21 protein-coding genes are annotated in these 24,069 nt (G+C 72.1%); 9 read left to right on the top strand and 12 right to left on the bottom strand.

Features of this window, described 5'->3' with window-relative positions; translation table 11 throughout:
* Positions 1 to 209: 209 nt before the first annotated feature.
* Positions 210 to 1,400, top strand: a complete 1,191-nt coding sequence (locus EST92_RS11425; protein ID WP_129280822.1) for a hypothetical protein — start codon at positions 210 to 212, stop codon at positions 1,398 to 1,400.
* Between the two features lie 101 nt (positions 1,401 to 1,501).
* Here the strand turns inward: EST92_RS11425 and hflX are convergent, their stop codons facing one another.
* The 6 genes from hflX to miaA all read right to left on the bottom strand — a co-directional run bounded on the left by hflX (position 1,502) and on the right by miaA (position 10,316).
* On the bottom strand, positions 1,502 to 2,989 hold the full coding sequence (hflX, locus tag EST92_RS11420; protein ID WP_129280821.1) for a GTPase HflX: 1,488 nt from the start codon (positions 2,987 to 2,989) through the stop codon (positions 1,502 to 1,504).
* A 243-nt stretch (positions 2,990 to 3,232) separates the two neighbouring features.
* On the bottom strand, positions 3,233 to 4,963 hold the full coding sequence (locus tag EST92_RS11415; RefSeq protein ID WP_254068772.1) for a M1 family aminopeptidase: 1,731 nt from the start codon (positions 4,961 to 4,963) through the stop codon (positions 3,233 to 3,235).
* 145 nt (positions 4,964 to 5,108) lie between these two features.
* The gene (locus tag EST92_RS11410; protein ID WP_129280820.1) at positions 5,109 to 7,292 is read right to left on the bottom strand and encodes an HD domain-containing protein; all 2,184 of its coding nucleotides are present in this window, start codon (positions 7,290 to 7,292) and stop codon (positions 5,109 to 5,111) included.
* Between the two features lie 195 nt (positions 7,293 to 7,487).
* Positions 7,488 to 8,363 (bottom strand): diaminopimelate epimerase, encoded by an 876-nt coding sequence (gene dapF / locus EST92_RS11405; protein WP_129280819.1) that lies wholly within the window; start codon positions 8,361 to 8,363, stop codon positions 7,488 to 7,490.
* Positions 8,364 to 8,741: 378 nt separating this feature from the next.
* Positions 8,742 to 9,269, bottom strand: coding sequence for a hypothetical protein (locus tag EST92_RS11400; protein ID WP_129280831.1), 528 nt, complete (start codon positions 9,267 to 9,269; stop codon positions 8,742 to 8,744).
* 108 nt (positions 9,270 to 9,377) lie between these two features.
* Positions 9,378 to 10,316, bottom strand: a complete 939-nt coding sequence (miaA, locus tag EST92_RS11395) for a tRNA (adenosine(37)-N6)-dimethylallyltransferase MiaA (RefSeq protein ID WP_129280818.1) — start codon at positions 10,314 to 10,316, stop codon at positions 9,378 to 9,380.
* Positions 10,317 to 10,564: 248 nt separating this feature from the next.
* Here miaA and EST92_RS11390 point away from each other — a divergent pair, with 248 nt between their 5' ends.
* The gene (locus tag EST92_RS11390; protein WP_129280817.1) at positions 10,565 to 10,990 is read left to right on the top strand and encodes a hypothetical protein; all 426 of its coding nucleotides are present in this window, start codon (positions 10,565 to 10,567) and stop codon (positions 10,988 to 10,990) included.
* A 103-nt stretch (positions 10,991 to 11,093) separates the two neighbouring features.
* Here EST92_RS11390 and EST92_RS11385 read toward each other — a convergent pair whose 3' ends face one another.
* From EST92_RS11385 to EST92_RS11375, 3 genes are all read right to left on the bottom strand, one after another.
* Positions 11,094 to 11,804: a class III extradiol dioxygenase subunit B-like domain-containing protein gene (locus EST92_RS11385; RefSeq protein WP_129280816.1), complete on the bottom strand. Its 711-nt coding sequence runs from the start codon at positions 11,802 to 11,804 to the stop codon at positions 11,094 to 11,096.
* Positions 11,805 to 11,891: 87 nt separating this feature from the next.
* Positions 11,892 to 13,406 (bottom strand): tRNA (N6-isopentenyl adenosine(37)-C2)-methylthiotransferase MiaB, encoded by a 1,515-nt coding sequence (gene miaB / locus EST92_RS11380; protein WP_129280815.1) that lies wholly within the window; start codon positions 13,404 to 13,406, stop codon positions 11,892 to 11,894.
* Positions 13,407 to 13,504: 98 nt separating this feature from the next.
* A complete protein-coding gene (locus EST92_RS11375) occupies positions 13,505 to 14,047 on the bottom strand; it encodes a DoxX family protein (protein ID WP_129280830.1) in 543 nt (180 codons plus the stop codon).
* Positions 14,048 to 14,415: 368 nt separating this feature from the next.
* On the opposite strand from EST92_RS11375, the gene EST92_RS11370 reads away from it, so the two are divergent.
* A complete protein-coding gene (locus EST92_RS11370) occupies positions 14,416 to 15,411 on the top strand; it encodes a TAXI family TRAP transporter solute-binding subunit (RefSeq protein ID WP_129280814.1) in 996 nt (331 codons plus the stop codon).
* Between the two features lie 102 nt (positions 15,412 to 15,513).
* Here the strand turns inward: EST92_RS11370 and EST92_RS11365 are convergent, their stop codons facing one another.
* From EST92_RS11365 to EST92_RS11355, 3 genes are all read right to left on the bottom strand, one after another.
* On the bottom strand, positions 15,514 to 15,717 hold the full coding sequence (locus EST92_RS11365; protein ID WP_042160117.1) for a cold-shock protein: 204 nt from the start codon (positions 15,715 to 15,717) through the stop codon (positions 15,514 to 15,516).
* 215 nt (positions 15,718 to 15,932) lie between these two features.
* Positions 15,933 to 17,348: a HAMP domain-containing sensor histidine kinase gene (locus EST92_RS11360; RefSeq protein ID WP_129280813.1), complete on the bottom strand. Its 1,416-nt coding sequence runs from the start codon at positions 17,346 to 17,348 to the stop codon at positions 15,933 to 15,935.
* Between the two features lie 16 nt (positions 17,349 to 17,364).
* Entirely contained in the window at positions 17,365 to 18,093 is a 729-nt protein-coding gene (locus EST92_RS11355) for a response regulator transcription factor (RefSeq protein ID WP_129280812.1), read from the bottom strand.
* Positions 18,094 to 18,368: 275 nt separating this feature from the next.
* Between EST92_RS11355 and EST92_RS11350 the strand changes: the two genes are divergently transcribed.
* The 6 genes from EST92_RS11350 (at position 18,369) to EST92_RS32705 (ending at position 24,022) form a co-directional block, all read left to right on the top strand.
* Positions 18,369 to 19,154: an amino acid ABC transporter ATP-binding protein gene (locus EST92_RS11350; protein WP_129280811.1), complete on the top strand. Its 786-nt coding sequence runs from the start codon at positions 18,369 to 18,371 to the stop codon at positions 19,152 to 19,154.
* A 56-nt stretch (positions 19,155 to 19,210) separates the two neighbouring features.
* Positions 19,211 to 20,122: a glutamate ABC transporter substrate-binding protein gene (locus EST92_RS11345; protein WP_254068771.1), complete on the top strand. Its 912-nt coding sequence runs from the start codon at positions 19,211 to 19,213 to the stop codon at positions 20,120 to 20,122.
* Between the two features lie 138 nt (positions 20,123 to 20,260).
* Positions 20,261 to 20,908, top strand: coding sequence for an amino acid ABC transporter permease (locus EST92_RS11340; RefSeq protein ID WP_129249159.1), 648 nt, complete (start codon positions 20,261 to 20,263; stop codon positions 20,906 to 20,908).
* Between the two features lie 76 nt (positions 20,909 to 20,984).
* Positions 20,985 to 21,920: an amino acid ABC transporter permease gene (locus EST92_RS11335; RefSeq protein ID WP_129280810.1), complete on the top strand. Its 936-nt coding sequence runs from the start codon at positions 20,985 to 20,987 to the stop codon at positions 21,918 to 21,920.
* Between the two features lie 214 nt (positions 21,921 to 22,134).
* Complete coding sequence (locus EST92_RS11330; protein WP_129280809.1) at positions 22,135 to 23,943, top strand: FAD-dependent monooxygenase; 1,809 nt, start codon at positions 22,135 to 22,137, stop codon at positions 23,941 to 23,943.
* Positions 23,936 to 24,022, top strand: a complete 87-nt coding sequence (locus EST92_RS32705) for a putative leader peptide (RefSeq protein WP_338059684.1) — start codon at positions 23,936 to 23,938, stop codon at positions 24,020 to 24,022. The genes EST92_RS11330 and EST92_RS32705 overlap by 8 nt, the downstream gene beginning before the upstream one ends.
* Positions 24,023 to 24,069: the final 47 nt, after the last annotated feature.

The raw sequence follows: 24,069 nt of genomic DNA, 5'->3' as shown, positions 1-24,069 counted from the left end.
CGTACCAACGACGGCGGGGACCCGGGATCACGGCTGAGGACAAGATCCTTGAGGGGCGTGAAACCGGGGACCCGAGTTCCGCCGTCCCCATCGTCACCGGCATAGTGGGGTGTTGCGCCGGATCTTGGGGTTCATGACAAAGAACAAACCGGCGCAGCACCGCAGAAGTCACACCGGCTCAGGCCGAATTCACCAGGGGGAACTCACCCATGCGATCCATACGTCGGCCGGTCCTGGCCGCCGCCGCCCTCACCGCCGTCATGGCACTGACCGCCACCGGCTGCGGACCGGAGGGCGACAACGCGGACGCCAAGCCCAGCCAGGCCGCGGCCCAGGACACCACGGGCGGGGGTGATTTCAAGATTCCTCAGGACATCCAGGACAAGCTCAAGGAACACGGCATCAACCTGGACAAGTGGAAGAACGGCGAGTGGAAGAACTGGGACCGGGACAAGTGGCTCCGGGAGGCCGGGGAGTTCATCAACCCGATCATCAAGGACTTCTGGGACAAGGACAAGATCGACAAGGTCAAGCCGCCCCAGGACCCCAGCAAGCCCGAGGACATCTCCGAGGACCAGGGCAAGACCGATCCTGAGCCCGCCGCCGTTCCGGCCCGTCCCGTCCGGACCCCGTACACCTCCACCGCTCCCGGCGTGGGCCTGCTGCTGTTCAGCACCCCTGAGGGCGGCTCGCGTTGCTCCGCCACCGTCGTCAAGGACCCGGCGCACCCCGGTAAGTCCAACCTGGTGTGGACCGCGGCGCACTGTGTGCACGCCGGCAAGAACGGCGGCTGGTACCGCAACATGATGTTCGTGCCGAACTTCAACAAGAACGGCGGCTCCGCCGACAAGTTGAAGACCACCCCCTTCGAGGACCGCGTCCCGTCGGGCAAGTGGTGGGCGGACGACATGGCGACGTCCAGCGAGTGGATCAAGGCCGGCGGCGCTGTTCCCGGCGTGCCGATGGCCCCGTACGACTTCGCGCTGATGCATGTGAAGCCGGAGGAGAACACCGGCGGCAAGTCGCTGGAAGAGGTGGCCGGCGGCGCCTACCAGGTCGACTTCAACGCGCCGGCGATGGCCAAGATCCCGAGCATGACGGCGCAGGGGTACCCGGCCGAGCCGCCGTTCGACGGTGCGGCGCAGCAGCAGTGCACCGACAAGCCGACCCGGCTGTCGATGGACGCCAAGAAGCCGACCATGTACCGGATCGGCTGCACCATGACCGGCGGTTCCTCCGGTGGCCCCTGGTTCATCAAGGGCGCCGACGGCAAGCCGGTGCTGGTCTCCAACATGTCGATGGGGCCGCGTCCGGCCCGCTGGTCGGCCGCCCCGCACCTGGGCCCCGAGGCCAAGGCCATCTTCGACAAGATGAGCCAGAAGTGGGCGAGCAAGCAGTAGCCCGGTGAGGGGGCGCCGTCCGCGGCGCCCTCCCTCCACAGACAGGACGAAGGCCCGCCCCGGGAGACCGGGGGCGGGCCTTCGTCCTGTCTGTGCAGCGGTTACGCCGCCGCCGCGAACGGCTCGAACGCGGCGGCCAGTTCCTCGTGCACCCGTGCCTTGAGGACCGTGCCGTCGGCGGTGTGCTCCTCGGAGATGACCTCGCCCTCGGCATGCGCCCGCGAGACCAGGGCGCCCTTCGTGTAGGGCACCAGCACCTCGATCTCGATCTGCGGCCGCGGGAGTTCCTCGTCGAGCAGCTCCAGCAGCTCCGCCATGCCCTGGCCCGTACGGGCCGAGACCGCCAGCGCGTGCTTCTCCTGGCGCAGCAGACGCTGCAGCACCAGCGGATCGGCCGCGTCGGCCTTGTTGACGACCACGATCTCCGGCACGTCCGTCGCGCCCACCTCGCGGATCACCTCGCGTACGGCGGCCAGTTGCTCCTCGGGCACCGGATGCGAACCGTCGACCACATGCAGGATGAGATCGGCCTCGCCGACCTCCTCCATCGTGGAGCGGAACGCCTCGACGAGGTGGTGCGGCAGATGCCGGACGAAGCCGACGGTGTCGGCGAGGGTGTAGAGCCGTCCGCTGGGCGTCTCGGCCCGGCGGACGGTCGGGTCCAGGGTGGCGAACAGGGCGTTCTCCACCAGGACACCGGCGCCGGTGAGGCGGTTGAGCAGCGAGGACTTGCCGGCGTTGGTGTAGCCGGCGATGGCGACCGAGGGGACCTTGTGGCGCCGGCGCTCCTGACGCTTGATGTCCCGGCCGGTCTTCATCTCCGCGATCTCCCGGCGCATCTTCGCCATCTTCTCGCGGATCCGCCGACGGTCCGTCTCGATCTTGGTCTCACCGGGCCCACGGGTGGCCATACCGCCGCCGGCCGAACCGGAGCCACCACCACCCATCTGCCGGGACAGCGACTGACCCCAGCCACGGAGCCTGGGGAGCATGTACTGCATCTGCGCCAGCGAGACCTGCGCCTTGCCCTCCCGGGACTTGGCGTGCTGGGCGAAGATGTCGAGGATCAGGGCGGTCCGGTCGACCACCTTGACCTTGACGACGTCCTCGAGGTGGATCAGCTGGCCCGGGGAGAGCTCACCGTCACAGACCACGGTGTCGGCCCCGGATTCGAGCACGATGTCGCGCAGCTCCAGAGCCTTGCCCGAGCCGATGTAGGTGGCGGGGTCGGGCTTGTCGCGGCGCTGGATGACGCCGTCGAGCACCATGGCGCCGGCGGTCTCGGCCAGGGCGGCGAGCTCGGCGAGGGAGTTCTCCGCCTCCTGGACCGTGCCCGTGGTCCAGACGCCGACGAGCACCACCCGCTCCAGGCGGAGCTGCCGGTACTCGACCTCGGTGACGTCCTCGAGCTCGGTGGAGAGGCCCGCCACACGGCGCAGCGCGGCACGTGCCGACCGGTCGTACTGCTCGCCGTCACGCTCCCCGTCGATCTCGTGGCTCCAGGCGACGTCCTCTTCCATCAGGGCGTGGGCCCGAAGGCTCTCGGAGAGGCGCTGCCGGTCCTGCGGAAGGGAAGAAGAGGAGGTCATTTGATCCTTTGCGTCGTCGGTGAGCCCCTGCGGGGCCTGCTGCCCCACCGGGACTGTCGGTGGTGCCACGACCGTCGCGGGAGATCCGCGGCCGTCGAAGGTGTCAACGTCCGAGCCGTCCCGGAGATTCCCCGGTCCGGCCGGTGCCGACCCCCTGATGGTCCCACGACCGGAAAGGGCCGTCACGCGGGTTTCCCCGGAGTTCCGGCCCCCTCCCCCGGCGCCGGGCGCCCGGGCACCCCCCTAGGGCACACGGGCCCCGGCGGGCCCCCTGGTCGCGGGGGCCCGAGCAGCTCCCTGGGGCGCGGGGGTCCCGGCGGCACCGTTCGGGCCAGGCGCCTGAGCGGCAGTCTTGGGCGCGGGCGTGCCCGCGGTTCCCTTGGGTGCCGCGCTCCCGCCGGTGCTCTTGGGCGCCGGGGCTTCGGCGGTCCCCTTGGGGACGGGGGTCACCGCGCCCGCGGAGCGCCAGTCCGGGTGCCCCGGCATCGGCGGGGTCCGGTCGCCGTAGAGCCAGTCCTGGAAGAAGTCGGTGAGGTGCTGTCCGGCGACCTCCGAGGCCAGCTGGACGAAGTCGGCGGTGTCGGCGACACCGTCACGGTGCCGGGCCACCCACTCGCGTTCGAGGCGGTCGAAGGCCGCGGGGCCGATCTTCTGCCGCAGGGCGTACAGGACCAGCGCGCTGCCGTCGTAGACGATCGGGCGGAAGATGCTGATCTTCTGTCCCGGGCTGGGGGCCTTGGGCGCGGCGGGCGGCCCGCCCTCGGCGCGCCAGCCGTTGGACTGCTGGTAGGCGCGGTGCATACGCGTCTCCAGCGAGGCCCGCTTGTCGCCCCGCTCCTGGGCGTAGAGGGCTTCGTACCAGGTGGCATGGGCCTCGTTGAGCCAGACGTCGGACCAGCGGCGCGGGCTGACGCTGTCGCCGAACCACTGGTGGGCCAGCTCGTGCACCATCACCGACTCGACGTACCAGCCGGGCAGCTGGTTCGCGCCGAACAGGGGCTTCTCGAAGAGCGAGAGGGTCTGGGTCTCCAGCTCGAAGCCGGTGGTGGCATTGGCGATCAGCACCCCGTACGCCTCGAAGGGGTAGGGGCCGACCTTGCGCTCCATCCAGGCCACGTGGTCCGCGGTCCTGCCCAGCCAGCGCGCGAGGGCGGGGCGGTCCGCGGTCGGGACGACATCGCGGATCGGCAGGCCGTGGGGTCCGTGGTGCAGCAGCACGCTGGACTTCCCGATGGAGACCTGGGCGAGCTCGGTCGCCATGGGGTGGGCGGTGCGATAGGTCCAGGTGCGGCGGGCCGCGCGGGTGGCGGTGCCCTGGGGCAGCCCGTTGGCGACGGCGGTCAGCTCCTGGGGCGCGGTGATGCGGAAGGTGAAGAGCGCCTTGTCGGAGGGGTGGTCGTTGCAGGGGAAGACGCGGTGCGCGGCATCGGCCTGGTTGGCCATCGCCAGCCCGTCGCCGGTACGGATCCAGCCGCCGTCGCCCGTGCCGCGCGGGTCGGTGGTGTGCTGGACGGAGATCTTCACCTCCTGTCCCCGGGAGACATGGAAGGCCGGGGTGAGGACGAGGTCCTCGCCGTGCTGCTCGTGCCGCGCGGGCTGACCGCCGATCGTCACGGAGCGTACGGTGCCGCGGGCGAAGTCGAGGTTGAGGTGGTCGAGCTCGGTGGTGGCCTCGGCGGTGATCTCGGTGGTGACGTTCATCGGCCGGTTGTTGTGGCCGGAGTAGTCCAGGGAGACGTCGTAGGACGTGACGTCGTAGCCGGTGTTGCCGAGGGTGGGGAAGAGGCGGTCACCGAGGCCTTGCGCCTCTCCGGGAGCCGGTGGTGCGGTCAGGCCGAGGCAGGCGGCGGCCAGACCGAGGACGGCGGCCCGGCGGACGGCCCACCGGAGCCGGCCGCGCAGGGTACGGGGCAGAGCGCGGGCGGGGACGGCGCGAGCGGGGTCGCGGGACGGGCGACGCAGGGGAAGGGACATGCACTACGGCTACCAACGCGGCCCCCTCCGGCGCGGGTGAGGCGGCAAACGGCACCCGAACGGGCGGCGGATCGGGCGCCCGTCTTACGCCGCCAGGCGGAGACCGGATTCCGACGGTCCGTCATCTTCCGTCCCCTCGGGGCCCTCAGGGGCGCACGACCGCGGCCTGGCGGGCGCGCCCGGCCCGCAACACGTCGAAGACGCCCGGCACTTGGCGCATGGCCCGCATCAGGGAGGGCAGTCCGGCGGCGTTCGGCAGATGCAGGGTGTAGGTGTGGCGGACCCGCTGTTCGTGCGGGGGTTCGACGGCGGCCGACACCACGGCGGCCCCCTGGGAGGCGATGGCCTCGGTGAGGTCGGCGAGGAGGTGTGGCCGGCTGAAGGCCTCGGCCAGGAGGGTGACCCGGCAGCCGTGGCCGGCGCCGCGCCAGTGCACCCCGACCGGCTGCCGGCCGGTGGCGGCCATCCGCGCCACGACGGGGCACAGCGCGCGGTGCACGGTGACCGTGCCGCCGCGTACGGCGAATCCGGTGACGGTGTCCGGCGGCACCGGGGTGCAGCAGCCGGCCAGCCGTACCGTCGCACCCGGCAGATCCGCCACCGCGAGCGGCGAGGCGGGGAGCGGGTCCGCTCCGGAGCGGACCTGGCCTGCGGTGCGACGGTCGGCGGGGGGCACCGCGGCGCTCGTCTCACCGGGCCCGGCCGGGCGGACGCCGGGGTCCTGCCGCGCGGCCAGCCACCGGGCGATGGCGAGCCGGGCGGCGGGGGTGCGGGCGTGTTCGAGCCACTCCGGCAGCGGCCCGGCCGCGGAGTCCGGGGCCATCAGCAGCTGCAGGCTGTCGCCGTCGTGCAGGACGGTGGAGAGGGTCGCGAGCCGGCCGTTGACCCGGGCACCGATACAGCAGTGTGCCGCCTCGCCGTGTCGCTCGTACGCGGCATCCACACAGCTGGCCCCGGCGGGCAGGCCGATGGTGCCGCCCGTGAGGCCGGACGAGCCGTCCGACGGGGCGTCTGCGCAGAAGACGGTGATCTCCCGGTCCTGGGCGAGATCGTCGCGCAGCGAGGTCCAGAAGGTGTCCGGGTCCGGGGTGGTGCGCTGCCACTCCAGCAGCCGGGAGAGCCATCCGGGGCGGGTCGGGTCGGCCCGCTCGCCCTCGGGCGCGTCCGCGCCGTCGGTGGGTGCGTACGGATTGCCCAGCGCGATCACTCCGGCCTCGGCGACCCGGTGCATCTGGTGCGTACGGATCAGGGTCTCGGCGATCTCCCCCGACGGGCCGGTGACCGCGGTGTGCAGCGACTGGTAGAGGTTGAACTTGGGGGCTGCGATGAAGTCCTTGAACTCGGAGACGACCGGGGTGAAGCAGGTGTGCAGCTCGCCGAGGACGGCATAGCAGTCGGCGTCCTCGGCCACCAGCACCAGCAGCCGCCCCAGGTCGGCGCCGGTCAGCTCACGGCGCGCGAGGCGAACGCGGTGCACGGAGACGAAGTGCCGCGGACGGACGTGGACTTCGGCGTCGATGCCGGCCTCCTCCAGGACCGTGCGCATCCGCGCGGCGAGGACGGCGAGCGGATCGGGCCGGGTGGCGTACTCCCGGACCAGGGCCCGGGTGGTGGCGTACTCCTCGGGGTGCAGGATCGCGAAGACCAGGTCCTCCAGCTCGGCCTTCAGCGCCTGGACACCGAGGCGTTCGGCGAGCGGGATCAGCACGTCGCGGGTCACCTTGGCGATCCGGGCCTGCTTCTCGGGGCGCATCACGCCGAGGGTGCGCATGTTGTGCAGCCGGTCGGCGAGCTTGATGGACATCACCCGGACGTCGTTGCCCGTCGCCACCAGCATCTTGCGGAAGGTCTCCGGCTCGGCGGCGGCGCCGTAGTCGACCTTCTCCAGCTTGGTGACACCGTCGACGAGATAACAGACCTCCTCCCCGAACAGTTCCCGTACCTGATTCAGCGTCACCTCCGTGTCCTCGACGGTGTCGTGGAGCAGGGAGGCGGTCAAGGTCGTGGTTTCCGCGCCCAGTTCGGCGAGGATGAGGGTCACCGCGAGCGGGTGGGTGATGTACGGCTCGCCGCTCTTGCGCACCTGCCCGCGGTGCGAGGACTCAGCGAGCAGATAGGCCTGGGTGAGGGTTTCCAGATCGGCGTCCGGGTGGTGGTGGCGGTGCACCTTGGCGACGTGCTTGAGGGCGTGCGGGAGACCGTCGCGCGGGGCCGGGCCGAGCAGCGCGGCGCGGCCGATACGGCGCAGTCCTCGGAGTTCCAGTCGACGGCGGCCGCGCTTGCGGGCCGCCGCTCCATGGTTACCAGGGTCAGTGGCCTCTGCGCTCATGGGCACCTCCGGCAGCGTCGACCGGCGGTGGGATGCGTCGGTTCCGACGTCCGGGCCGGTGCTTGATGCTATCGAGCCCATCACGCAGCGCTGTTCGCCTCTTGCTCAGAGTGATACGGATCACCCGTTCGAGCGAAACTTTTGGCCGGAACCGCTCCTCGCGGGCGAGCGGAACCCGGGACGCCGCGGGGTGCGTCAGGCGAGCGCGCCGGCCAGCCAGGCGGCCTCGAAGGTGCCCTCGGCAACGATCTCGGCGGGCCCGGTCATCTCCACCGTGCCGTCGGGCAGCTCGGTGATCGTCAGGCTGCCGCCGAGCACATCGACCGTGTATGTGACGGGGGCTCCGGTGTCGGCCGGGTCCAGTCCGTCCCTGCGGGCGGCCGCGACGGCGACCGCGCAGGCGCCGGTGCCACAGGAGCGGGTCTCCCCCGAGCCGCGCTCGTGAACCCGCATCGCCACATGGTGCGGACCGCGGTCGACGACGAACTCGATGTTGACGCCGTCGGGATAAACCGCCGCTGGGCTGAACGGCGGTACGTCCCGCAGGTCGCCGGCGTGGGCCAGGTCCTCGACGAAGGCGACGGCGTGCGGGTTGCCCATGTTCACGTTGCGGGCCGGCCAGCTGCGGCCGTCGAGCGTGACGACGACGCTCTCCTCGGGGAGCTCGGCGCGGCCCATGGAGACCGTCACATCGCCGCTCTTGGCGAGGTGGACACGGCGGATGCCGGCGCGGGTGGCGATGGCGAGGTCGCCGGCCTCGACCAGGCCGGCGTGCAGCAGATAGCGCGCGAAGACGCGGACGCCGTTGCCGCACATCTCGGCGATCGAGCCGTCGCCGTTGCGGTAGTCCATGAACCACTCGGCCTCGTCCGCCTGGGCACGCGCCTCCGGGTGCACGGCGGACCGGACGACGCGCAGCACACCGTCGCCACCGAGGCCGGCCCGCCGGTCACAGATCCTGGCGACGGCGCTCGCGGACAGGTCCAGCAGGCCGTCCGGGTCGGGGACGATCACGAAGTCGTTCTCGGTGCCGTGGCCCTTGAGAAAGGCGAGGCGCTGCGTACTGGTCACCCTGGCATCGTACGGGGAGGGCGAGGGAGCGGGGAGCGGGGGGAGCAGGGAGCGGCGACGACGTGCGGGTGCGGCCCGGGGGGCGGGCGTGGGAACCGGAGGCGGGCGTAGGAACTGGCCTGGCCTCTGCACCCGCCCGCCCGAGGCCTGGCTTCTACGCCCGTCCACCCGAGACCTGCCCTCTACACCCGCCCACCCCCCGAAGGGGGGTGGGCGGCGGGGAAAAAACCAACCGGGAAAACCAGCAGGGAAAGCCACCGGAAACCCAGCCCGGGGAAAACCAGCAGGGGAAGCCCAGCCCGGAAAACCGAACCGAGGACGGACCGGGAGAGCACCCGCCGGGCACCCCGCCCACCCCGCTCGCTCATACCCCGCGGCTCACCGCAGCCGCGCCACGCGCCAGATCGCCAGCGCCGCCGGGACGGCGACCACGAGGGCGTAGATCAGCACCACGCGCCAGCCGGCCCGGCCGCCGGAGCCGGGCACCGGGAGGCCGGGCCAGGTGTAGTGGACGCGGCGGGCGGCCATCATGCCCCAGCCGGCGGCACAGCAGCACAGCAGCAGGCCGAGCATCGCGATCACCGCGCCGCCATCGCCGCCGAACTCGAAGGCGAGCGGGAAGGCGAACATCAGCGAGCCGAGCGCGGCGAGGCCGACGACCGGTGCCAGCTGCCACAGTCGCAGCCGGCGCGGCGGGCGCAGTTCCCGGAAGGACTCACCGCCCTCGCCGGGCCGTTCGGCACCGGAGTCGAAGCCCTCGGGGTCGTCCAGGGTCGCGGGGTCGGTGAGCGGGTCGCCGGCGGTGCCGGACAGGCCGTCACGGGTGTCCGGACCGTCATCGGTCAGCGGCGCCGTCTCCGCACCGCTGTCCGGTTGCTGCGCTCTGTTGCGAGGGCCGGCCTCCATTGCCACGCGCCCTCCCCACTCCAGACTGCACGCCTCGATCGAAGGTCGATGATGACACGCCCTCAAGAGCCCGGATGACGGCCGGAGCGTCCCGATGCCATGACGTGATCAGGCTGTGACCGGTCGTTCGAGCAACGTCAGGGCCTGCTCCGGAAGTTCCACCCGGCGGTCGGCGGCCCCGCTGAGCCAGTGGACCCGGGGGTCCCGGCGGAACCACGAGTCCTGGCGTCGCGCGAAGCGTTTGGTGGCGCGCACCGTCTCGTCACGCGCCTCCTGCTCGGTGCACTCCCCCGCGAGCTGGGCCAGCACCTGCTGATAGCCCAGCGCCCGGGACGCCGTACGGCCCTCGCGCAGCCCCTCGCCCTCCAGCCGGCGCACCTCGTCGACCAGGCCCGCCTCCCACATACGGTCGACCCGCCGCGCGATCCGCTCGTCGAGCTCGGGGCGCTCGACGTCCACGCCGATCTGCAGGGTGTCGTAGACCGCCTCATGGCCGGGCAGGTTGGCGGTGAACGGGCGGCCGGTGATCTCGATGACCTCCAGGGCGCGCACGATGCGGCGGCCGTTGCCGGCCAGGATCGCGCGACCGGCCTGGGGGTCGGCGGCGGACAGCCGGGCGTGCAGGGCGCCGCTGCCGAGTTCGGCCAGTTCGGCCTCCAGGCGGGCGCGTACCTCCGGGTCGGTGCCGGGGAAGTCGAGCGCGTCGATGGCGCCGCGTACGTACAGGCCGGAGCCACCGACCAGGACCGGGGTGCGGCCCTCGGCGAGCAGCCGGTCGATCTCGGCACGGGCCAGCTGCTGGTACTCGGCGACGCTGGCGGCGCGGGTCACGTCCCAGATGTCCAGGAGGCGGTGCGGGACGCCCTGCCGCTCCTCCAGGGTGAGCTTGGCGGTGCCGATGTCCATGCCGCGATAGAGCTGCATGGAGTCGGCATTGATGACCTCGCCGCCCAGGTGTTGTGCGAGCGCGACGCCCAGATCGGACTTTCCGGCCGCGGTGGGGCCGACGACGGCGATGACCCGCGGAGCGGGAACGGCGGTGTTCACCCCGTCAGTCTCGCAAACATCACGCCCCCCTCTCGAACGAGCGACGTGACGGGCAACCAATGGGTTCGTTGCCTGTTGCGAGGTCCCGGGAGCCGGTGCAGCACCGGCGCCCGGGGGCGGCGCAACGGTCCGCCCCGGGCGGCACGGGACGTCGCCACATGAAGAGCGTAGGAGCAGTTATGGGCGTGTTTTCGCGGTTTCGCCGCCGTAAGTCCGAAGCGTTGACGGAGGAGAGCGCCGCTACGGCCGTGCCGACCGCGACGGAGAAGCCGGCGGAATCGGCGGCTTCGGTGGACACCGAGGACACTCAGGTCAGCACCGAGTCCCAGGGCACCACGGCGTCCCGGGACACCTCGTCGTCCCCGGACGCCACAGAGCCCGTGGACACGGCAGAGTCCGTGGACACCACGGAGTCCGCAGACGCCACGGAGTCCGCGGACACCACGGAGTCCACGGACGCCGCGCACACCGGCGGCGACGCCGAGCCCACGGCCGAGGTCACGCCGGACGGCGAGGCCGCGGCGGCTCCGGAGGCATCCGGGAAGCCGGCGGGAGAGACGGCGGCCGCCGACGGGCCGCGCGGCGAGAAAGCCGGCGAGAGCGCCGGCATTCCCCGGCAGCAGTCGGCACAGGCCGCGGCGGACAGCGAGTCCGGCGAGAGCGCGCGGCACTGACGGCAGGCCCGCGCGGACCCGCTCCGCCGGACCGGCAGCACACGGCACGACGGCCGCGCGGCGGATCGCCCCGCGGCCGTCGCCGTACTCTCCCGGTGCCGCGCTACGACCAGGTCGCCACGAAGTAGCCCACGCCGTACGGAGCCTCCTCGCGCAGCAGCCGGCCGCGCAGGTCCGCGCCCTCGGCCGCGCCCGCCGCGACCTGCCAGCAGGCCCGTCCGGACGCCTGGAGACCGGTGGCCCGCTCCTCGTCGAGGGCGGTCAGCGCGGCGAGGTCCGCGGCACCCAGGGCGTGCGCCACCGTCGCGTCGAAGGCCTCGGCCCGCTCGTCGAAGTAGCCGGGCGCCTTCACCGTCCGGCAGGCACTGCCGTCGCCCATCACCAGCAGCGCCACCCGGGGCGCGGCGGCGGCGATCTCCCGGCCCGTCGCCGCACACCGTTCGCGCGCCAGCTGCCGCGCCACCCCCAGCGCCTCCACCGGGGCGTCGGCCCAGTCCGCACGGGACAGCAGCCAGGCACCGACGGAGAGCGACGGCGGGAGTCCTCGTCCGGGCACGGTTTCGGCGGCGCCCAGCGGCACATCGAGGTCGAGCCCGAAGCCGCGGAACGAGCCGAGGGCGCCCTGCGGGTGCGGGCCCTGGCCGGCCTCGTCGGCGGGGCCGAGGACGACCAGCCGGTCGGGGCGGGCCGCGGCGAGCACGCCGACCGCATCCACGCAGGCGGCGCGCAGCGCGTCCAGCTCGGGTGCGGCGCCGGCGGCCACCTCCGGGACGAGCAGCGGCGGACAGGGGCAGAAGGCGGCGGCTACGAGCATGCACGCAGCGTAACGCCCCGGGTGCGCCCCGGTGTCGGCGCCCTGTAGTGGTGGCCCGCCCCTGGGGTGGTGTCCGGTGTGCGCCGGTCAGTCGCAGCCGCAGCCGGCCGCGGGCGCCGGGGCCGGCGCCGGGGCGCCGATGGTGGGCAGGCCCAGCAGCACGCCCTGGGGCTTCTCCGCCGGGGCGGCGGTGCGCTTCTCCCAGGCGTCACCGGCGCGGGTACGGCGCACCGCCTTGGCCGGGCCCTCCGCCAGGAGATGGTGCGGGGCGGCGTAGGTCACCTCGACCGTCACCATGTCGCCTGGCCGGACCGGCTCCTGGGGACGGGTGAAGTGCACGAGGCGGTTGTCGGCGGCCCGGCCGGACAGCCGGTGGGTCGCGTCGTCCTTGCGGCCCTCCCCCTCGGCGACCAGCACCTCCAGCGTGCGGCCCACCTGCTTCTTGTTCTCCGCCCAGGAGATCTCCTCCTGGAGGGCGACGAGGCGCTCGTAACGCTCCTGGACGACGGCCTTGGGGATCTGGCCCTCCATGTCGGCCGCGGGGGTGCCGGGGCGCTTGGAGTACTGGAAGGTGAAGGCCTGGGCGAAGCGGGACTCGCGGACCGTGTGGAGGGTCTGCGCGAAGTCCTCCTCGGTCTCGCCCGGGAAGCCGACGATGATGTCGGTGGAGATCGCGGCGTCCGGCATCGCGGCGCGCACCTTCTCGATGATGCCGAGGAAGCGCTCCTGGCGGTACGAGCGGCGCATCGCCTTCAGGACCCGGTCGGAGCCGGACTGCAGCGGCATGTGGAGCTGCGGCATGACGTTCGGCGTCTCGGCCATGGCGGCGATGACGTCGTCGGTGAAGTCACGGGGGTGCGGTGAGGTGAAGCGGACCCGCTCCAGGCCCTCGATCGTCCCGCAGGCACGCAGCAGCTTGCTGAAGGCCTCGCGGTCGCCGATGTCGGAACCGTAGGCATTGACGTTCTGGCCGAGCAGGGTGATCTCGCTGACGCCCTCGGCGACCAGCGCCTCGACCTCGGCGAGGATGTCGCCGGGCCGGCGGTCCTTCTCCTTGCCGCGCAGCGCGGGCACGATGCAGAAGGTGCAGGTGTTGTTGCAGCCCACGGAGACGGAGACCCAGGCGGCGTAGGCGCTCTCCCGCCGGGTGGGCAGCGTCGAGGGGAACGCCTCCAGCGACTCGGCGATCTCGACCTGCGCCTCCTCCTGGACGCGGGCGCGCTCCAGCAGGACCGGCAGCTTGCCGATGTTGTGCGTCCCGAAGACCACGTCGACCCAGGGGGCCTTCTTGACGATGGTGTCCCGGTCCTTCTGCGCGAGGCAGCCGCCCACGGCGATCTGCATGCCGGGCCGCGCGGCCTTCTTCGGGGCGAGCTGACCGAGGTTGCCGTAGAGCCGGTTGTCGGCGTTCTCCCGCACCGCGCAGGTGTTGAAGACGACGACGTCCGCGCCCTCGCCGTCCTTGGGGGCGGGCACGTACCCGGCCTCCTCCAGCAGGCCGGAGAGCCGCTCGGAGTCGTGGACGTTCATCTGGCACCCGTAGGTGCGGATCTCGTAGCTTCTGTTGACGCCCACTGCCTGGCTCCGGTCGCTGCTGGTCATGCCTCCAGGGTAGGCGGTGCCCGGCATTGCTCCGGACGCCGGTGAGGCCTCCGGCGGGGAGCACGGGGCATGTGCCGCCGGCCCGGACCGTGGGCGCCTCACAGAGCCAGCACGATGGCGGCGCCGATGCCGCCCACCCCCAGGGCGAAGGCCGCGCAGCGCAGCCCGCCGTCCCGCCAGCGGAAGGGGCGGTCGAGCGCGAAGCGGCCGGGTCCGGTCGCCGCGACGGTCAGCGCGACCACGGCGATGGTCAGCGGGTACTCGATGCCGCCGCCGAGCGCCCAGAGTCCTTGGGGAGCACCGATGACCATGGCGTTGATCATCACCCCGACCAGCGCGGCGGCCGCCAGCGGCGTGAGCAGCCCGGCCGCGAGACCGAGGCCGCCGGCGAGCTCGGAGACACCGGCGAGGCCGGCGTAGAAGTCGCCGGGGTGGTAGCCGAGTGCCGCGAATCCCTTGCCGGTGCCGGCGATACCTTGGCCGCCGAAGAGGCCGAAGAGCTTCTGGGCGCCGTGCCCGGCCATGATCAGCCCCACCGTGAGGCGGAGAGCGAGCAGGCCGATATCGGCGCCGAGCGGAGGTGGACGGTGGATGTCGGGCCGGGCCCGGATGTCCGGCCGCAGCTCGGTGAGCGGTTTCATGAGGGTGTCGCTTCCCGCACCGGCGCGCCATGGGGCCGCGGTGTCGGACACCGGCGCCGGTGCGCTCATGGTGGGGGACGGTCAGGGGCTGCGCGCCGCCTGGCGCGCGGTGGGGACGTGCCGGGTCCCCGCTGCGTGGAACCGCGGCAGAAGCGCGGAACGGCGGGAAACGGTGGGAGGGAAAGCTGACTGCCCCTCGACAGCGCTACAACCGATCTTTCTACGCATGCGGACTTCCGCAAGTGGGGAGAGAATGCGCCCTCGACCGCCGCGAGGAGCCCGCCGCCGAGAGGCCCGCGCAGCGGTGGCTTCCGCGGACCGCCCCCCACCCCTCCCTTTCCCGCCGGAGTGCTGGCAGGATCCCGCCCATGGTCCCCGCACTCCCCCGCCTCGGCCGCCGCTCCCTCATGGCGGCGCTCGCGGCACCGGTCGCCCTCGGGCTGCTGCTGTGGGGGCTGCTGTCGATGGGCAGCTCCCCTTCCCCCGGTGGGCGGGTGACGATGGCGACGGGCGTGCCGACCGGGGTGTATGCGCGCTACGGCGAGCTGCTGAAGCAGGATCTGGCCCATGACCTGCCGGAGGTGGATCTGCGGCTGACCCGCAGCGAGGGCTCGATCGACAATCTGCGGCAGCTGGTCGCCGGGCGGGCCGGATTCACCATCGCGACGGCGGACGCGGTCGCCGCGTACCAGGTCAGGGGCGAGCTGGGGGCGGACCGGCTGCGGGCCTGTGCGCGGCTGTACGACGACTACATGCAGCTGGTGGTGCCGAAGAAGTCGTCGGTGCGCTCGACGAAGGACCTGCGGCGGCTGCGGGTGGGGGTCGGGGCCGACAGCTCCGGCGTACAGCTGATCACCCGGCGGTTGCTGGAGGCGGCCGGGCTGGACTTCGACACGGACATCGTGCCGGTGCGGGTCGGCATCGACCGGATGCCCAAGCTGCTGGAGGAGGGCAAGCTGGATGCCTTCTTCTGGTCCGGCGGGCTGCCGACGACGGCGGTGCAGCACCTGGCACAGCGGTTCCCGGTGCGGCTGGTCCAGCTCGGCGATCTGAGCGAGGCGCTGCACCGGCAGGGCGAGCGCACCCGCTACTACCGTGCCGCGGTGATGCCCGCCGATGCCTACCCGATGGCCCAGAGCGGCGAGGCGGTGAAGACGATCGCGGTGGCCAACCTGCTGGTGACCACGGACCGCGAGGACGCCGCGCTGACCGAGGGGATCACCCGTACCGTCATCGACAGCCGGGACTGGATCGGCCGCCAGGTGCACGCCGCACAGAACGTGGACCTGCGGACGGCGGTCTTCACCGATCCGCTGGAGCTGCACGAGGGCGCCCGGCGCTATTACGTGTCCCAGAAACCCTGAGAAGGCGGCGGCGCGGCACGCGGCCTCCCCGGGCCGCCGGGCACGCGACGGGGCCCGCACCGGCCAGGCCGGTGCGGGCCCTGTCGTGGGACGCGCGGTGCGTCAGGCGGCGGCGATGTTCTCCGCCTGCGGGCCCTTCGGGCCCTGGGTCACGTCGAAGGTGACCTTCTGGCCCTCGAGGAGCTCACGGAAGCCCTGCGCGTTGATGTTCGAGTAGTGGGCGAAGACGTCGGGGCCGCCGCCGTCCTGCTCGATGAAGCCGAAGCCCTTTTCCGAGTTGAACCACTTGACGGTGCCGGAAGCCATGTTTTTCTCCGTTCATGGGGCAAACCGGAGACCGCACCGCGCGGCCTCCTTGTCGCCGAGATGATCGCCCCACACCGGAACAGGTCCGGAAAACAAGGAACGCCCGGAGCCTCAGCTTCCGGGCGCGCACAAAGTTCATCATGGGTACCACAACTGCAACACGGCCCACGCTAACACACCCTCGGGGAGCCGCCCCGGGTCACGCGGGCACCCGGTCACGGGGCGGTCCGCGGCATCGTGACGGTGACCTTCAGTCCGTGCGGCGGATGCGGGGCGTAGGTGATGGTGGCGCCGCCCGCGGCGAGCAGGGCGCGGGTGATCGACAGGCCGAGCCCGGAGCCGGAGACGTTCTGGTGGCGGCCGCTGCGCCAGAAGCGGTCACCGATCCGCTCCAGTTCGTCGTCGGTCAGGCCGGGGCCGCGGTCGGTGACGGTGACCTGGACACGCTCGCCGTCCGGGGCGACGCCGACGGTCACCGGCCGCCCTTCCGGGCTGAACTTCAGGGCGTTGTCGACGACGGCGTCCAGGGCGCTGGACAGGGCGACCGGGTCGGCCCAGCCGGTGACGGCGCTCTGCCCCTCGTAGGTGAGGCGGACGCCCTTGGCCTCGGCCAACGGGCGCCAGGAGTCCACGCGTTCGGCGGCCAGCGCCGCGACATCGGTGAGCTGGAGGTCGGCATCGGAGTGTTCGGCGAGCGCGAGGCCGAGCAGATCGTCCAGGACGCGGGCCAGCCGCTTGCCCTCCGTACGGACCGCGGCGATCTCCGCGTTGCCGTCGGGGAGTTCGAGCGCCAGCAGCTCGATGCGCAGCAGCAACGCGGACAGCGGGTTGCGCAGTTGGTGGGAGGCGTCGGCGACGAAGGCGCGCTGCTGTTCCAGGACGTCCTCGACATGGTCGGCCATTTCGTTGAACGAGCGGGCCAGGCGGCGCAGTTCGGGCGGTCCGGCGGTGGCGGCGACGCGGGCGTTCATCCGCCCGGTGGCGATGTCGTGGCTCGCCACGTCCAGGATCCGTACCGGCCGCAGCACCCAGCCGGTGAGGCGGACGGCCGCGCTGACGGCGACGAGCATGGCCGCGCACTCACCGGCCGCGATCAGCAGCCAGCTGCGCAGGATCCGCGCACGCATCTGCCCGGTGGGCGAGTCGGTCACGACGACGGCGACGACATCCCCGTCGCGTATCACCGGTGAGGCGACCGGAATGCGGCCGGCGTCGTCCCAGGGCCAGATCTGGTGCGGGTCGTGGCTGCGGCGGCCGGCCAGCGCCTCGCGGAAGGCCTGGGCGGCCTCGCCGTCGTGCGGTACCGACAGCCCGGCGGGGGCGGCGGCCATCGTGGTGTGATCGCGGTAGAAGACGCCGGCGCGGATGCCGTAGAGGCTGTAGTAGCGGTCGAGTTCGGTGCCGAGGGTGGCGAGCCGCTCGTCCTCCTCGGGGGTCTTGTCCCGGGCGTTCGTGGCGGGCCGGGCGGTGACGAACTGGGCGAGGGAGGCGAAGCGGGCGGCGTCGTCGATCCGGTCGACGACCACCCGCTGCTGCTCCACACCGGCGGTGATGACACCGAGCGGGAAGCCGAGCGCGAGCAGCACGGCAGCCATCAGGACGATCAGCAGCGGGAGCAGGCGGGTGCGCACGTGACCGCGGCGGCCTTCAGGAGGCCGGGGCGGCGGGCGACCCGGCGGCCGGGACGACCAGGCGGTAGCCGACGCCGCGCACCGTCTCGATCAGCGCGGGCATCCGCAGCTTGGCGCGGAGCGAGGCGATGTGCACCTCCAGGGTCCGGCCGGTGCCCTCCCAGCTCGTGCGCCACACCTCGCTGATGATCTGCTCCCGGCGGAAGACCACACCGGGGCGCTGCGCCAGCAGGGCCAGCAGATCGAACTCCTTGCGGGTGAGCGGGACGGCCGCGCCGTCCACGGACACCTGGCGGGTGGGGAGTTCGACGGTGACGGCGCCCAGCCGGAGCGCGTCGTCGGCCGCGCCCTCGTCGACCGGCTGCTCGGCGCCGCCGGGCGCGGTGCGCCGGCTCACCGCGTGGATACGGGCCAGCAGCTCACCGGTGTCGTACGGCTTGACGACATAGTCGTCCGCGCCGAGGTTGAGGCCGTGGATGCGGGAGCGCACATCGGCCCGGGCGGTGACCATGATGACGGGGGTGGCGCAGATCTTGCGGATCCGGCCGCACACCTCGAAACCGTCCTGGTCGGGCAGCCCGAGGTCGAGCAGCACCACCGCGAACGGCTCCGCGTGGTCGGGCAGCAGGGCCTTGAGCGCCTCCTCGCCGTTGCGTGCGTGCACGACGGCCACGCCGTGCTTGGCGAGCACCGCGGACAGCGCCGCGGCGACGTGTTCGTCATCCTCGACGAGCAGCAGTCTCATCGGACCTCCTCCCAGGTGCGTGCGTACAGGCCACAGGGCATCTACGGCGATGGGGGGTGTGCGCGTCAAGAGGCGGCCACCTCCGCGCCGCCATCCGTTACCCAGCCGGTACTCCCGTGGCATATCGTGACGACATCTCTACGCGGCGCCGGCTTCACTCACCGTGTCCACCCGAGGCCGGATCGTTATGCTCAAGCTTCGCTCAGAACTGATGACGCTGGTCGCAGGGCATTACTAGGGTCCTCCCCAATCGAGGAGGACGGAGCTACCCGCCGATGAGCGAAGTATCGGTGACCAAGAACGCCGGGGGTCCTGCGCCCGCAGCGGACCGGCTGGTCGTGCTGGACAACGTGAACAAGCACTTCGGCGCGCTGCACGTGCTCCAGGACATCGACCTGACGATCAACCGCGGTGAGGTCGTCGTCGTGATCGGGCCCTCGGGCTCCGGCAAGTCGACGCTCTGCCGCACGATCAACCGCCTGGAGACCATCGACTCCGGCAGCATCACGATCGACGGGAAGCCGCTGCCGCAGGAGGGCCGGGAGCTGGCCCGGCTGCGCGCCGATGTCGGCATGGTCTTCCAGTCGTTCAACCTCTTCGCGCACAAGACCGTGCTCGAAAACGTGATGCTGGGGCAGACCAAGGTCCGCAGGACCGACAAGGCGGCGGCGGCGAACAAGGCCCGCGCACTGCTCGACCGGGTCGGTGTCGGCACCCAGGCGGACAAGTACCCCGCACAGCTCTCCGGCGGTCAGCAGCAGCGCGTGGCGATCGCCCGCGCGCTGGCCATGGACCCGAAGGTGATGCTGTTCGACGAGCCGACCTCCGCGCTGGACCCGGAGATGATCAATGAGGTGCTGGACGTCATGCAGCAGCTCGCCCGGGACGGCATGACGATGATCGTGGTCACCCATGAGATGGGGTTCGCGCGCTCCGCGGCGAACCGGGTCGTCTTCATGGCGGACGGCCGCATCGTCGAAGAGGCCGAGCCGAACCAGTTCTTCAACAACCCGCGCAGCGAACGCGCCAAGGACTTCCTGTCGAAGATCCTCCATCACTGAGGCCGCAGTTGGGCCACCCTCATTGCCACCACTTGTTGAACCAAAGGATGTTCACCATGAGGATTCGTAAGACTGCTGCGGCCGGTGCCATGGTGCTCGCGCTGGCGGCGACGGCGACCGCCTGCGGCGGCGAGTCGGGCACGGCGGGCGACAAGCCGGCCGGCGGCGACGTATTCAGCAAGGACTACAAGGTCGCCGCCGCCCCGAAGATCGACTCTCCGGTGCTGAAGAAGGCCCTGAAGGCCAAGAAGATCGTCATCGGCGTCAAGGCCGACCAGCCCTTCCTCGGCTTCAAGGACCCCGGCACCGGCAAGTACTCCGGCTTCGACATCGAGATCGCCAAGATGGTCGCCGCCGACCTGGGCTTCTCCACGAAGCAGATCCAGTTCAAGACGATCGACTCCAACGTCCGCGAGACCACCATCTCCAACGGCGACGTCGATTACTACGTCGGCACGTACACCATCAACGACGAGCGCAAGAAGCAGGTCGGCTTCGCGGGCCCGTACTACACGGCCGGCGCGGACCTGCTGGTGCGCAAGGACGACAAGAGCGTCACGGGGCCGGACTCCCTCAAGGGCAAGAAGGTCTGCTCGATCACCGGGTCCACCCCGCTCCAGGAGATCAAGAAGAAGAAGTACGGCGCCGACACCACCGAGCTGGGCAAGTACTCGGACTGCGTGAAGGTCCTGCTGGACGGCGGCGCCGACGCCGTCACCACCGACGACGCGATCCTCAAGGGCTACGCCGCCCAGCGCCCCGAGAAGCTCCGGGTCGTCGGCAAGCCGTTCACCAAGGAGCCCTACGGCGTCGGCATGAACAAGGACGACAAGGCCCTGCGTGACGCGATCACCAAGGCCCTGGAGAACCACATCAAGAACGGCGACTACAAGAAGGCGTACGAAGGTACGCTCGGCAAGTCGGGCTCGAAGTACGTCGCCCCGGAGACCCCGCTGCCGCGGTACTGAGGCTTCCGGTTTCTCTTCTGACTGCGCCGCCCCGTACGCCCGCCGCGGCGGGTGTACGGGGCGCGCTGTCGTCACCCGTTTCCCGGCCCCCGGGCCGTCCCCCGCCGCCGACCCGATGACCGCTACCGCGGAGACCCCATGAACGTACTCCTCGATTATCTGCCCGAGTTCCGCGCCGGATTCCTCGGAACCCTGGAGATCACCGCGTCCAGCGGGCTGCTCGCCCTGGTGCTCGGCGTGCTCATAGCCGGCTTCCGGGTCTCGCCGATTCCGCCGCTGCGCGCCTTCGGGACGGCCTGGGTGACAGTCCTGCGCAACACCCCGCTGACGCTGCTGTTCCTCGTCGCGTTCTTCGTCGTGCCGCAGATCCTCTTCCAGGGCGCCAGCCCGTTCGTGCTGGCCACGCTGGCGCTGGGCTTCTACACCTCCTCGTTCGTGTGCGAGGCGGTGCGCTCCGGCATCAACACCGTGCCGCTGGGCCAGGCGGAAGCCGCCCGCAGCATCGGTATGACCTTCGCCCAGACGCTGCGCCTGATCGTGCTCCCCCAGGCCACGCGCACCGTGCTCGCCCCGCTGAGCAGCATCCTGATCGCGCTCACCAAGAACTCCGCGATCGCCGGCGCCTTCAGCTTCCCGGAGCTGTTCAGCGTCTCCAAGCTGCTCAACGACAAGGGATACACGGTCGCCTGGATCTTCCTGTGGACCGCGCTCGGCTACCTCGTCATCACCTTCTCCATCAGCGGTCTCTTCCGGCTGCTGGAGCGCCGGATGGGGGTCGCCCGATGAGCGGCGGACGCGGCAGAGGCAACGGTACGACGTGGGCGCCGCACAACGGCGGGGCGGAACGAAGCGAGGTAAAGGCATGAGCGGCGCCAGCGTTCTCTACGACGTCCCCGGACGGAAGGCGAAGGCGCGCAACCGCGTCTACTCCGTCCTCGGCTCCCTCGCGGTGCTCGGGCTGATCGCGTTCGCCTTCCTGCGGCTGAACAGCCGGGGCCAGCTCGAACCCGAGGTCTGGAACATCTTCAACAATGCCGGTGTGCGCACCGGCATCCGCGACGGCGTCCTGACGACACTGCAGGTCTTCGCGGTGGCGGCGGTGCTGTCCCTGGCGCTGGGCGTGCTGCTCGCGGTGGCCCGGCTCTCGGACCACAAGCCGGTCAGCTGGCTGGCGACCGGCTTCATCGAACTCTTCCGCGCCGTCCCGCTGCTGATCACCATCTACGCGGTGTGGGTGACCCTGCTCGCCAACCGGGACAGCCTCGGGCTCACCGGCAGCCAGCCGCAGTTCTGGGCGCTGGTCATCGGGCTGACCGTCTACAACGGTGCGGTGCAGGCCGAGGTGCTGCGGGCCGGCATCAACGCCGTGCCGACGGGGCAGCGCGAGGCCGCCTACGCGCTGGGCATGAGCAAGACGCAGGTCATGACGACGGTGCTGATCCCGCAGGCCGTCCGGGCGATGCTGCCGACGATCATCAGCCAGCTCGTGGTGACCCTGAAGGACACCTCCCTCGGCTACATCATCACCTTCGAGGAACTGCTCTTCACCGCCCGGCAGATGAGCACCAACATCATCGTCAACGGCAACGACACCTACGTCCCGGTCATCATCGTCACCGGCAGCATCTACGTCGGGATGTGCCTGGCGCTGTCCTCCCTCGCCAACTGGATCGAGCGGCGCGGCCGCCGCGCCCGGACCGGTATCGAGGTGGCCTCGGCCGGTGAGCCGGTGGTGGCCGCCGATGCGATGGAGGTGGCCGACGCGGTCCCCGGCGGCCCGGCGGCCAAGCAGGAGTGAGACTCCGTCCGTGAACCCCGGCCGGCGCTGACGGCACGACGGCGGGTCGCGGCCGGGAAGAGACCCTCCGGAGGCGGTGGCACCGGCGCCACCGCCTCCGTCACTTGACGCGAGCGGCCGCAGTGGGTTGCATACGCTGTGTGATCGCGCACCGGGCTCCAACTGCCAGTTCCCGCCTGACCCGTACGTACCAGCGGCCCCGGGGAGCTGCGCCGTGGACCCGGTGATCGTCGTCGGGGCCGGCCCGGTCGGCCTCTCCCTCTCGCTCGCCCTCGCCCGTCTGGGCGTCCCCACCGTCGTCCTCGACGAGACCACCGGCCAGGAGGACACCCGGCCCGCCCGCACCGCCGTGCTCCGCCCGGACACCGCCGCCTTCGTCGGACGGATCGGCTGCGCCGCCGCCCTGGAGACCGCGGGCACCCGCTGGACGGCCTGGCGCACCATGCGCCGCCGCCGTCTGCTGGAACGCGTCGCCTTCGCCCCGGACGGCCCGGCCGCCCCCACCACCGCTTCCCCGCTGCACCTCCCCCAGCACGCGCTCACCCGCGCCCTGCGCGCCGCACTCGCCGACGAGGAACTCGCCGAGGTCGTCACCGGCAGCCGGCTCGCCGCTCTCGAACAGGACGGGCAGGGCATCAGCGCCCAGACCCGCGGCCCCAACGGCACCTGGTGGCGCGGGAGTTACCTCATCGGCTGCGACGGCCCGCGCTCGACCGTCCGCAAGCTGCTCGACATCCGTTTCCCGGGCCGGACAGCCGTGGAGCGGCATGCGGTGGCCGCGCTGCGCTGCGAACTCCCCTGGCCCGGCGAGGCCCTGCTGCACCGCTCGCCGACCCGGCACGGCGGCGGACCGGGCAGCGAGGTCTCGGCCCGGCCGCTGACCGACCACGTCTGGCGGCTGGACTGGCTGCTGCCGCCGGGCCGGGAACTGGTCACCCCGGACGCCCTGGTCGCCCGGATCCGCGACTCCCTGGCCGGCTGGACCACCGACCCCCCGGCGGACGTCGCCGAGGAGACCGGCGACGGGGGCGGCGGGCCGCTCGCACGGGGCCGCGGCCACAGCCAGCAGGTCCCGCCCTACGAACTCCTCGACACCGGAGTGCACACCGTCCACCACCGGCTGGCCCGGTGCTGGCGGGAGGGCCGGGCCTTCCTCGCCGGGGACGCCGCGCACCTGCTGGGCGCGCTCGGCACCCAGGGCCTGGACGAAGGCCTGCGGGACGCCGAGAACCTCGCCTGGAAGCTGGGCCTGGCCTGGCACCACGGCGCCTCCGAGCTGCTGCTCGACAGCTACCAGGCCGAGCGCCGGGGCGCCGTCGCGGCCCGGCTGCGCGCCGCCGACCAGGCGCTGCCGCTGCTCCGGGACGGCGGCGCCGCCCGCTGGCGGACCGTCCTGCCCGGCGCGGTGCGCGGCCGCAGCACCCTGCTGACCGACGGCCACCTGGGCCGCGGCCCCCTCGGCGCACCCCCGGTCTACGCCCGCACCCCGCTGGCGCCACCCGCCGAGCACACCGGCGGGCCGCCCGTCGAGACGCTGCCCGGCGCGCCGGTCGCGGATGTGGCGGTGACCGCGTCCGACGGCTCGGTGGTCCGGCTGCGCGACCGGCTCGGGCGCGGCCTGCTGGTGGTGCTGGTGGCGCCCGGCACCGGCGTCTGGGACCGGCGGCACTGGCAGTCGGCGGGCCTGATGCCCCGTCTGGCCGAAGCGGTCGAGGCGCTGCCGATGGACGCCGAGATCCTGGTCGCCGAGGCCTATCCGGGCGCGGCCGCCCACACCGTGCTGCTGGTCCGGCCGGACGGCCATCTGGTCACCACCCTGTCCGGTGTCCGCCGGGCCGACATGGCCGCCTGCGCGGACGCCGTACGGGGCGGGGCACACGGGCGGCAGGTCGCGACAGGCCGGTCCCCGCGGTCCGACGGAACCGGGAACTCCGCGGCGTCCGGCGGCAACGGAGCCGAGGAGGGCGAGGATTCCGCAGTTGACCCTGTGGGAACCTCCATGCTTCACTCCGAGAATGACTGAACACAGCTCGCGATTCTGGCGGAGGGTCCATCTCGACCTGGTCCGCTATGCGGGCTGCATGTGTCGTCCCTCCTGTTGATCCGCTTCTTCTCCCCCGCGCGGCCCGCCTCTACCCGGCAGCCGCGC

Source organism: Streptomyces sp. TM32, from assembly GCF_004122755.1.
Classification (GTDB): Bacteria; Actinomycetota; Actinomycetes; order Streptomycetales; family Streptomycetaceae; genus Streptomyces; species Streptomyces sioyaensis.
Note: the sequence above shows the minus strand (reverse complement) of the source record. Positions and strands in the feature narration are given on the sequence as shown.

What these genes read in the sequence shown, in the direction of transcription:
- EST92_RS11425 (WP_129280822.1), top strand. Translation starts at nt 210, where the DNA reads ATGCGATCCATACGTCGGCCGGTCCTGGCCGCCGCCGCCCTCACCGCC.
- hflX (WP_129280821.1), bottom strand. Translation starts at nt 2,989, where the DNA reads ATGACCTCCTCTTCTTCCCTTCCGCAGGACCGGCAGCGCCTCTCCGAG.
- EST92_RS11415 (WP_254068772.1), bottom strand. Translation starts at nt 4,963, where the DNA reads ATGTCCCTTCCCCTGCGTCGCCCGTCCCGCGACCCCGCTCGCGCCGTC.
- EST92_RS11410 (WP_129280820.1), bottom strand. Translation starts at nt 7,292, where the DNA reads ATGAGCGCAGAGGCCACTGACCCTGGTAACCATGGAGCGGCGGCCCGC.
- EST92_RS11400 (WP_129280831.1), bottom strand. Translation starts at nt 9,269, where the DNA reads ATGGAGGCCGGCCCTCGCAACAGAGCGCAGCAACCGGACAGCGGTGCG.
- EST92_RS11385 (WP_129280816.1), bottom strand. Translation starts at nt 11,804, where the DNA reads ATGCTCGTAGCCGCCGCCTTCTGCCCCTGTCCGCCGCTGCTCGTCCCG.
- miaB (WP_129280815.1), bottom strand. Translation starts at nt 13,406, where the DNA reads ATGACCAGCAGCGACCGGAGCCAGGCAGTGGGCGTCAACAGAAGCTAC.
- EST92_RS11375 (WP_129280830.1), bottom strand. Translation starts at nt 14,047, where the DNA reads ATGAAACCGCTCACCGAGCTGCGGCCGGACATCCGGGCCCGGCCCGAC.
- EST92_RS11370 (WP_129280814.1), top strand. Translation starts at nt 14,416, where the DNA reads ATGGTCCCCGCACTCCCCCGCCTCGGCCGCCGCTCCCTCATGGCGGCG.
- EST92_RS11365 (WP_042160117.1), bottom strand. Translation starts at nt 15,717, where the DNA reads ATGGCTTCCGGCACCGTCAAGTGGTTCAACTCGGAAAAGGGCTTCGGC.
- EST92_RS11355 (WP_129280812.1), bottom strand. Translation starts at nt 18,093, where the DNA reads ATGAGACTGCTGCTCGTCGAGGATGACGAACACGTCGCCGCGGCGCTG.
- EST92_RS11350 (WP_129280811.1), top strand. Translation starts at nt 18,369, where the DNA reads ATGAGCGAAGTATCGGTGACCAAGAACGCCGGGGGTCCTGCGCCCGCA.
- EST92_RS11345 (WP_254068771.1), top strand. Translation starts at nt 19,211, where the DNA reads ATGAGGATTCGTAAGACTGCTGCGGCCGGTGCCATGGTGCTCGCGCTG.
- EST92_RS11340 (WP_129249159.1), top strand. Translation starts at nt 20,261, where the DNA reads ATGAACGTACTCCTCGATTATCTGCCCGAGTTCCGCGCCGGATTCCTC.
- EST92_RS11335 (WP_129280810.1), top strand. Translation starts at nt 20,985, where the DNA reads ATGAGCGGCGCCAGCGTTCTCTACGACGTCCCCGGACGGAAGGCGAAG.
- EST92_RS32705 (WP_338059684.1), top strand. Translation starts at nt 23,936, where the DNA reads ATGACTGAACACAGCTCGCGATTCTGGCGGAGGGTCCATCTCGACCTG.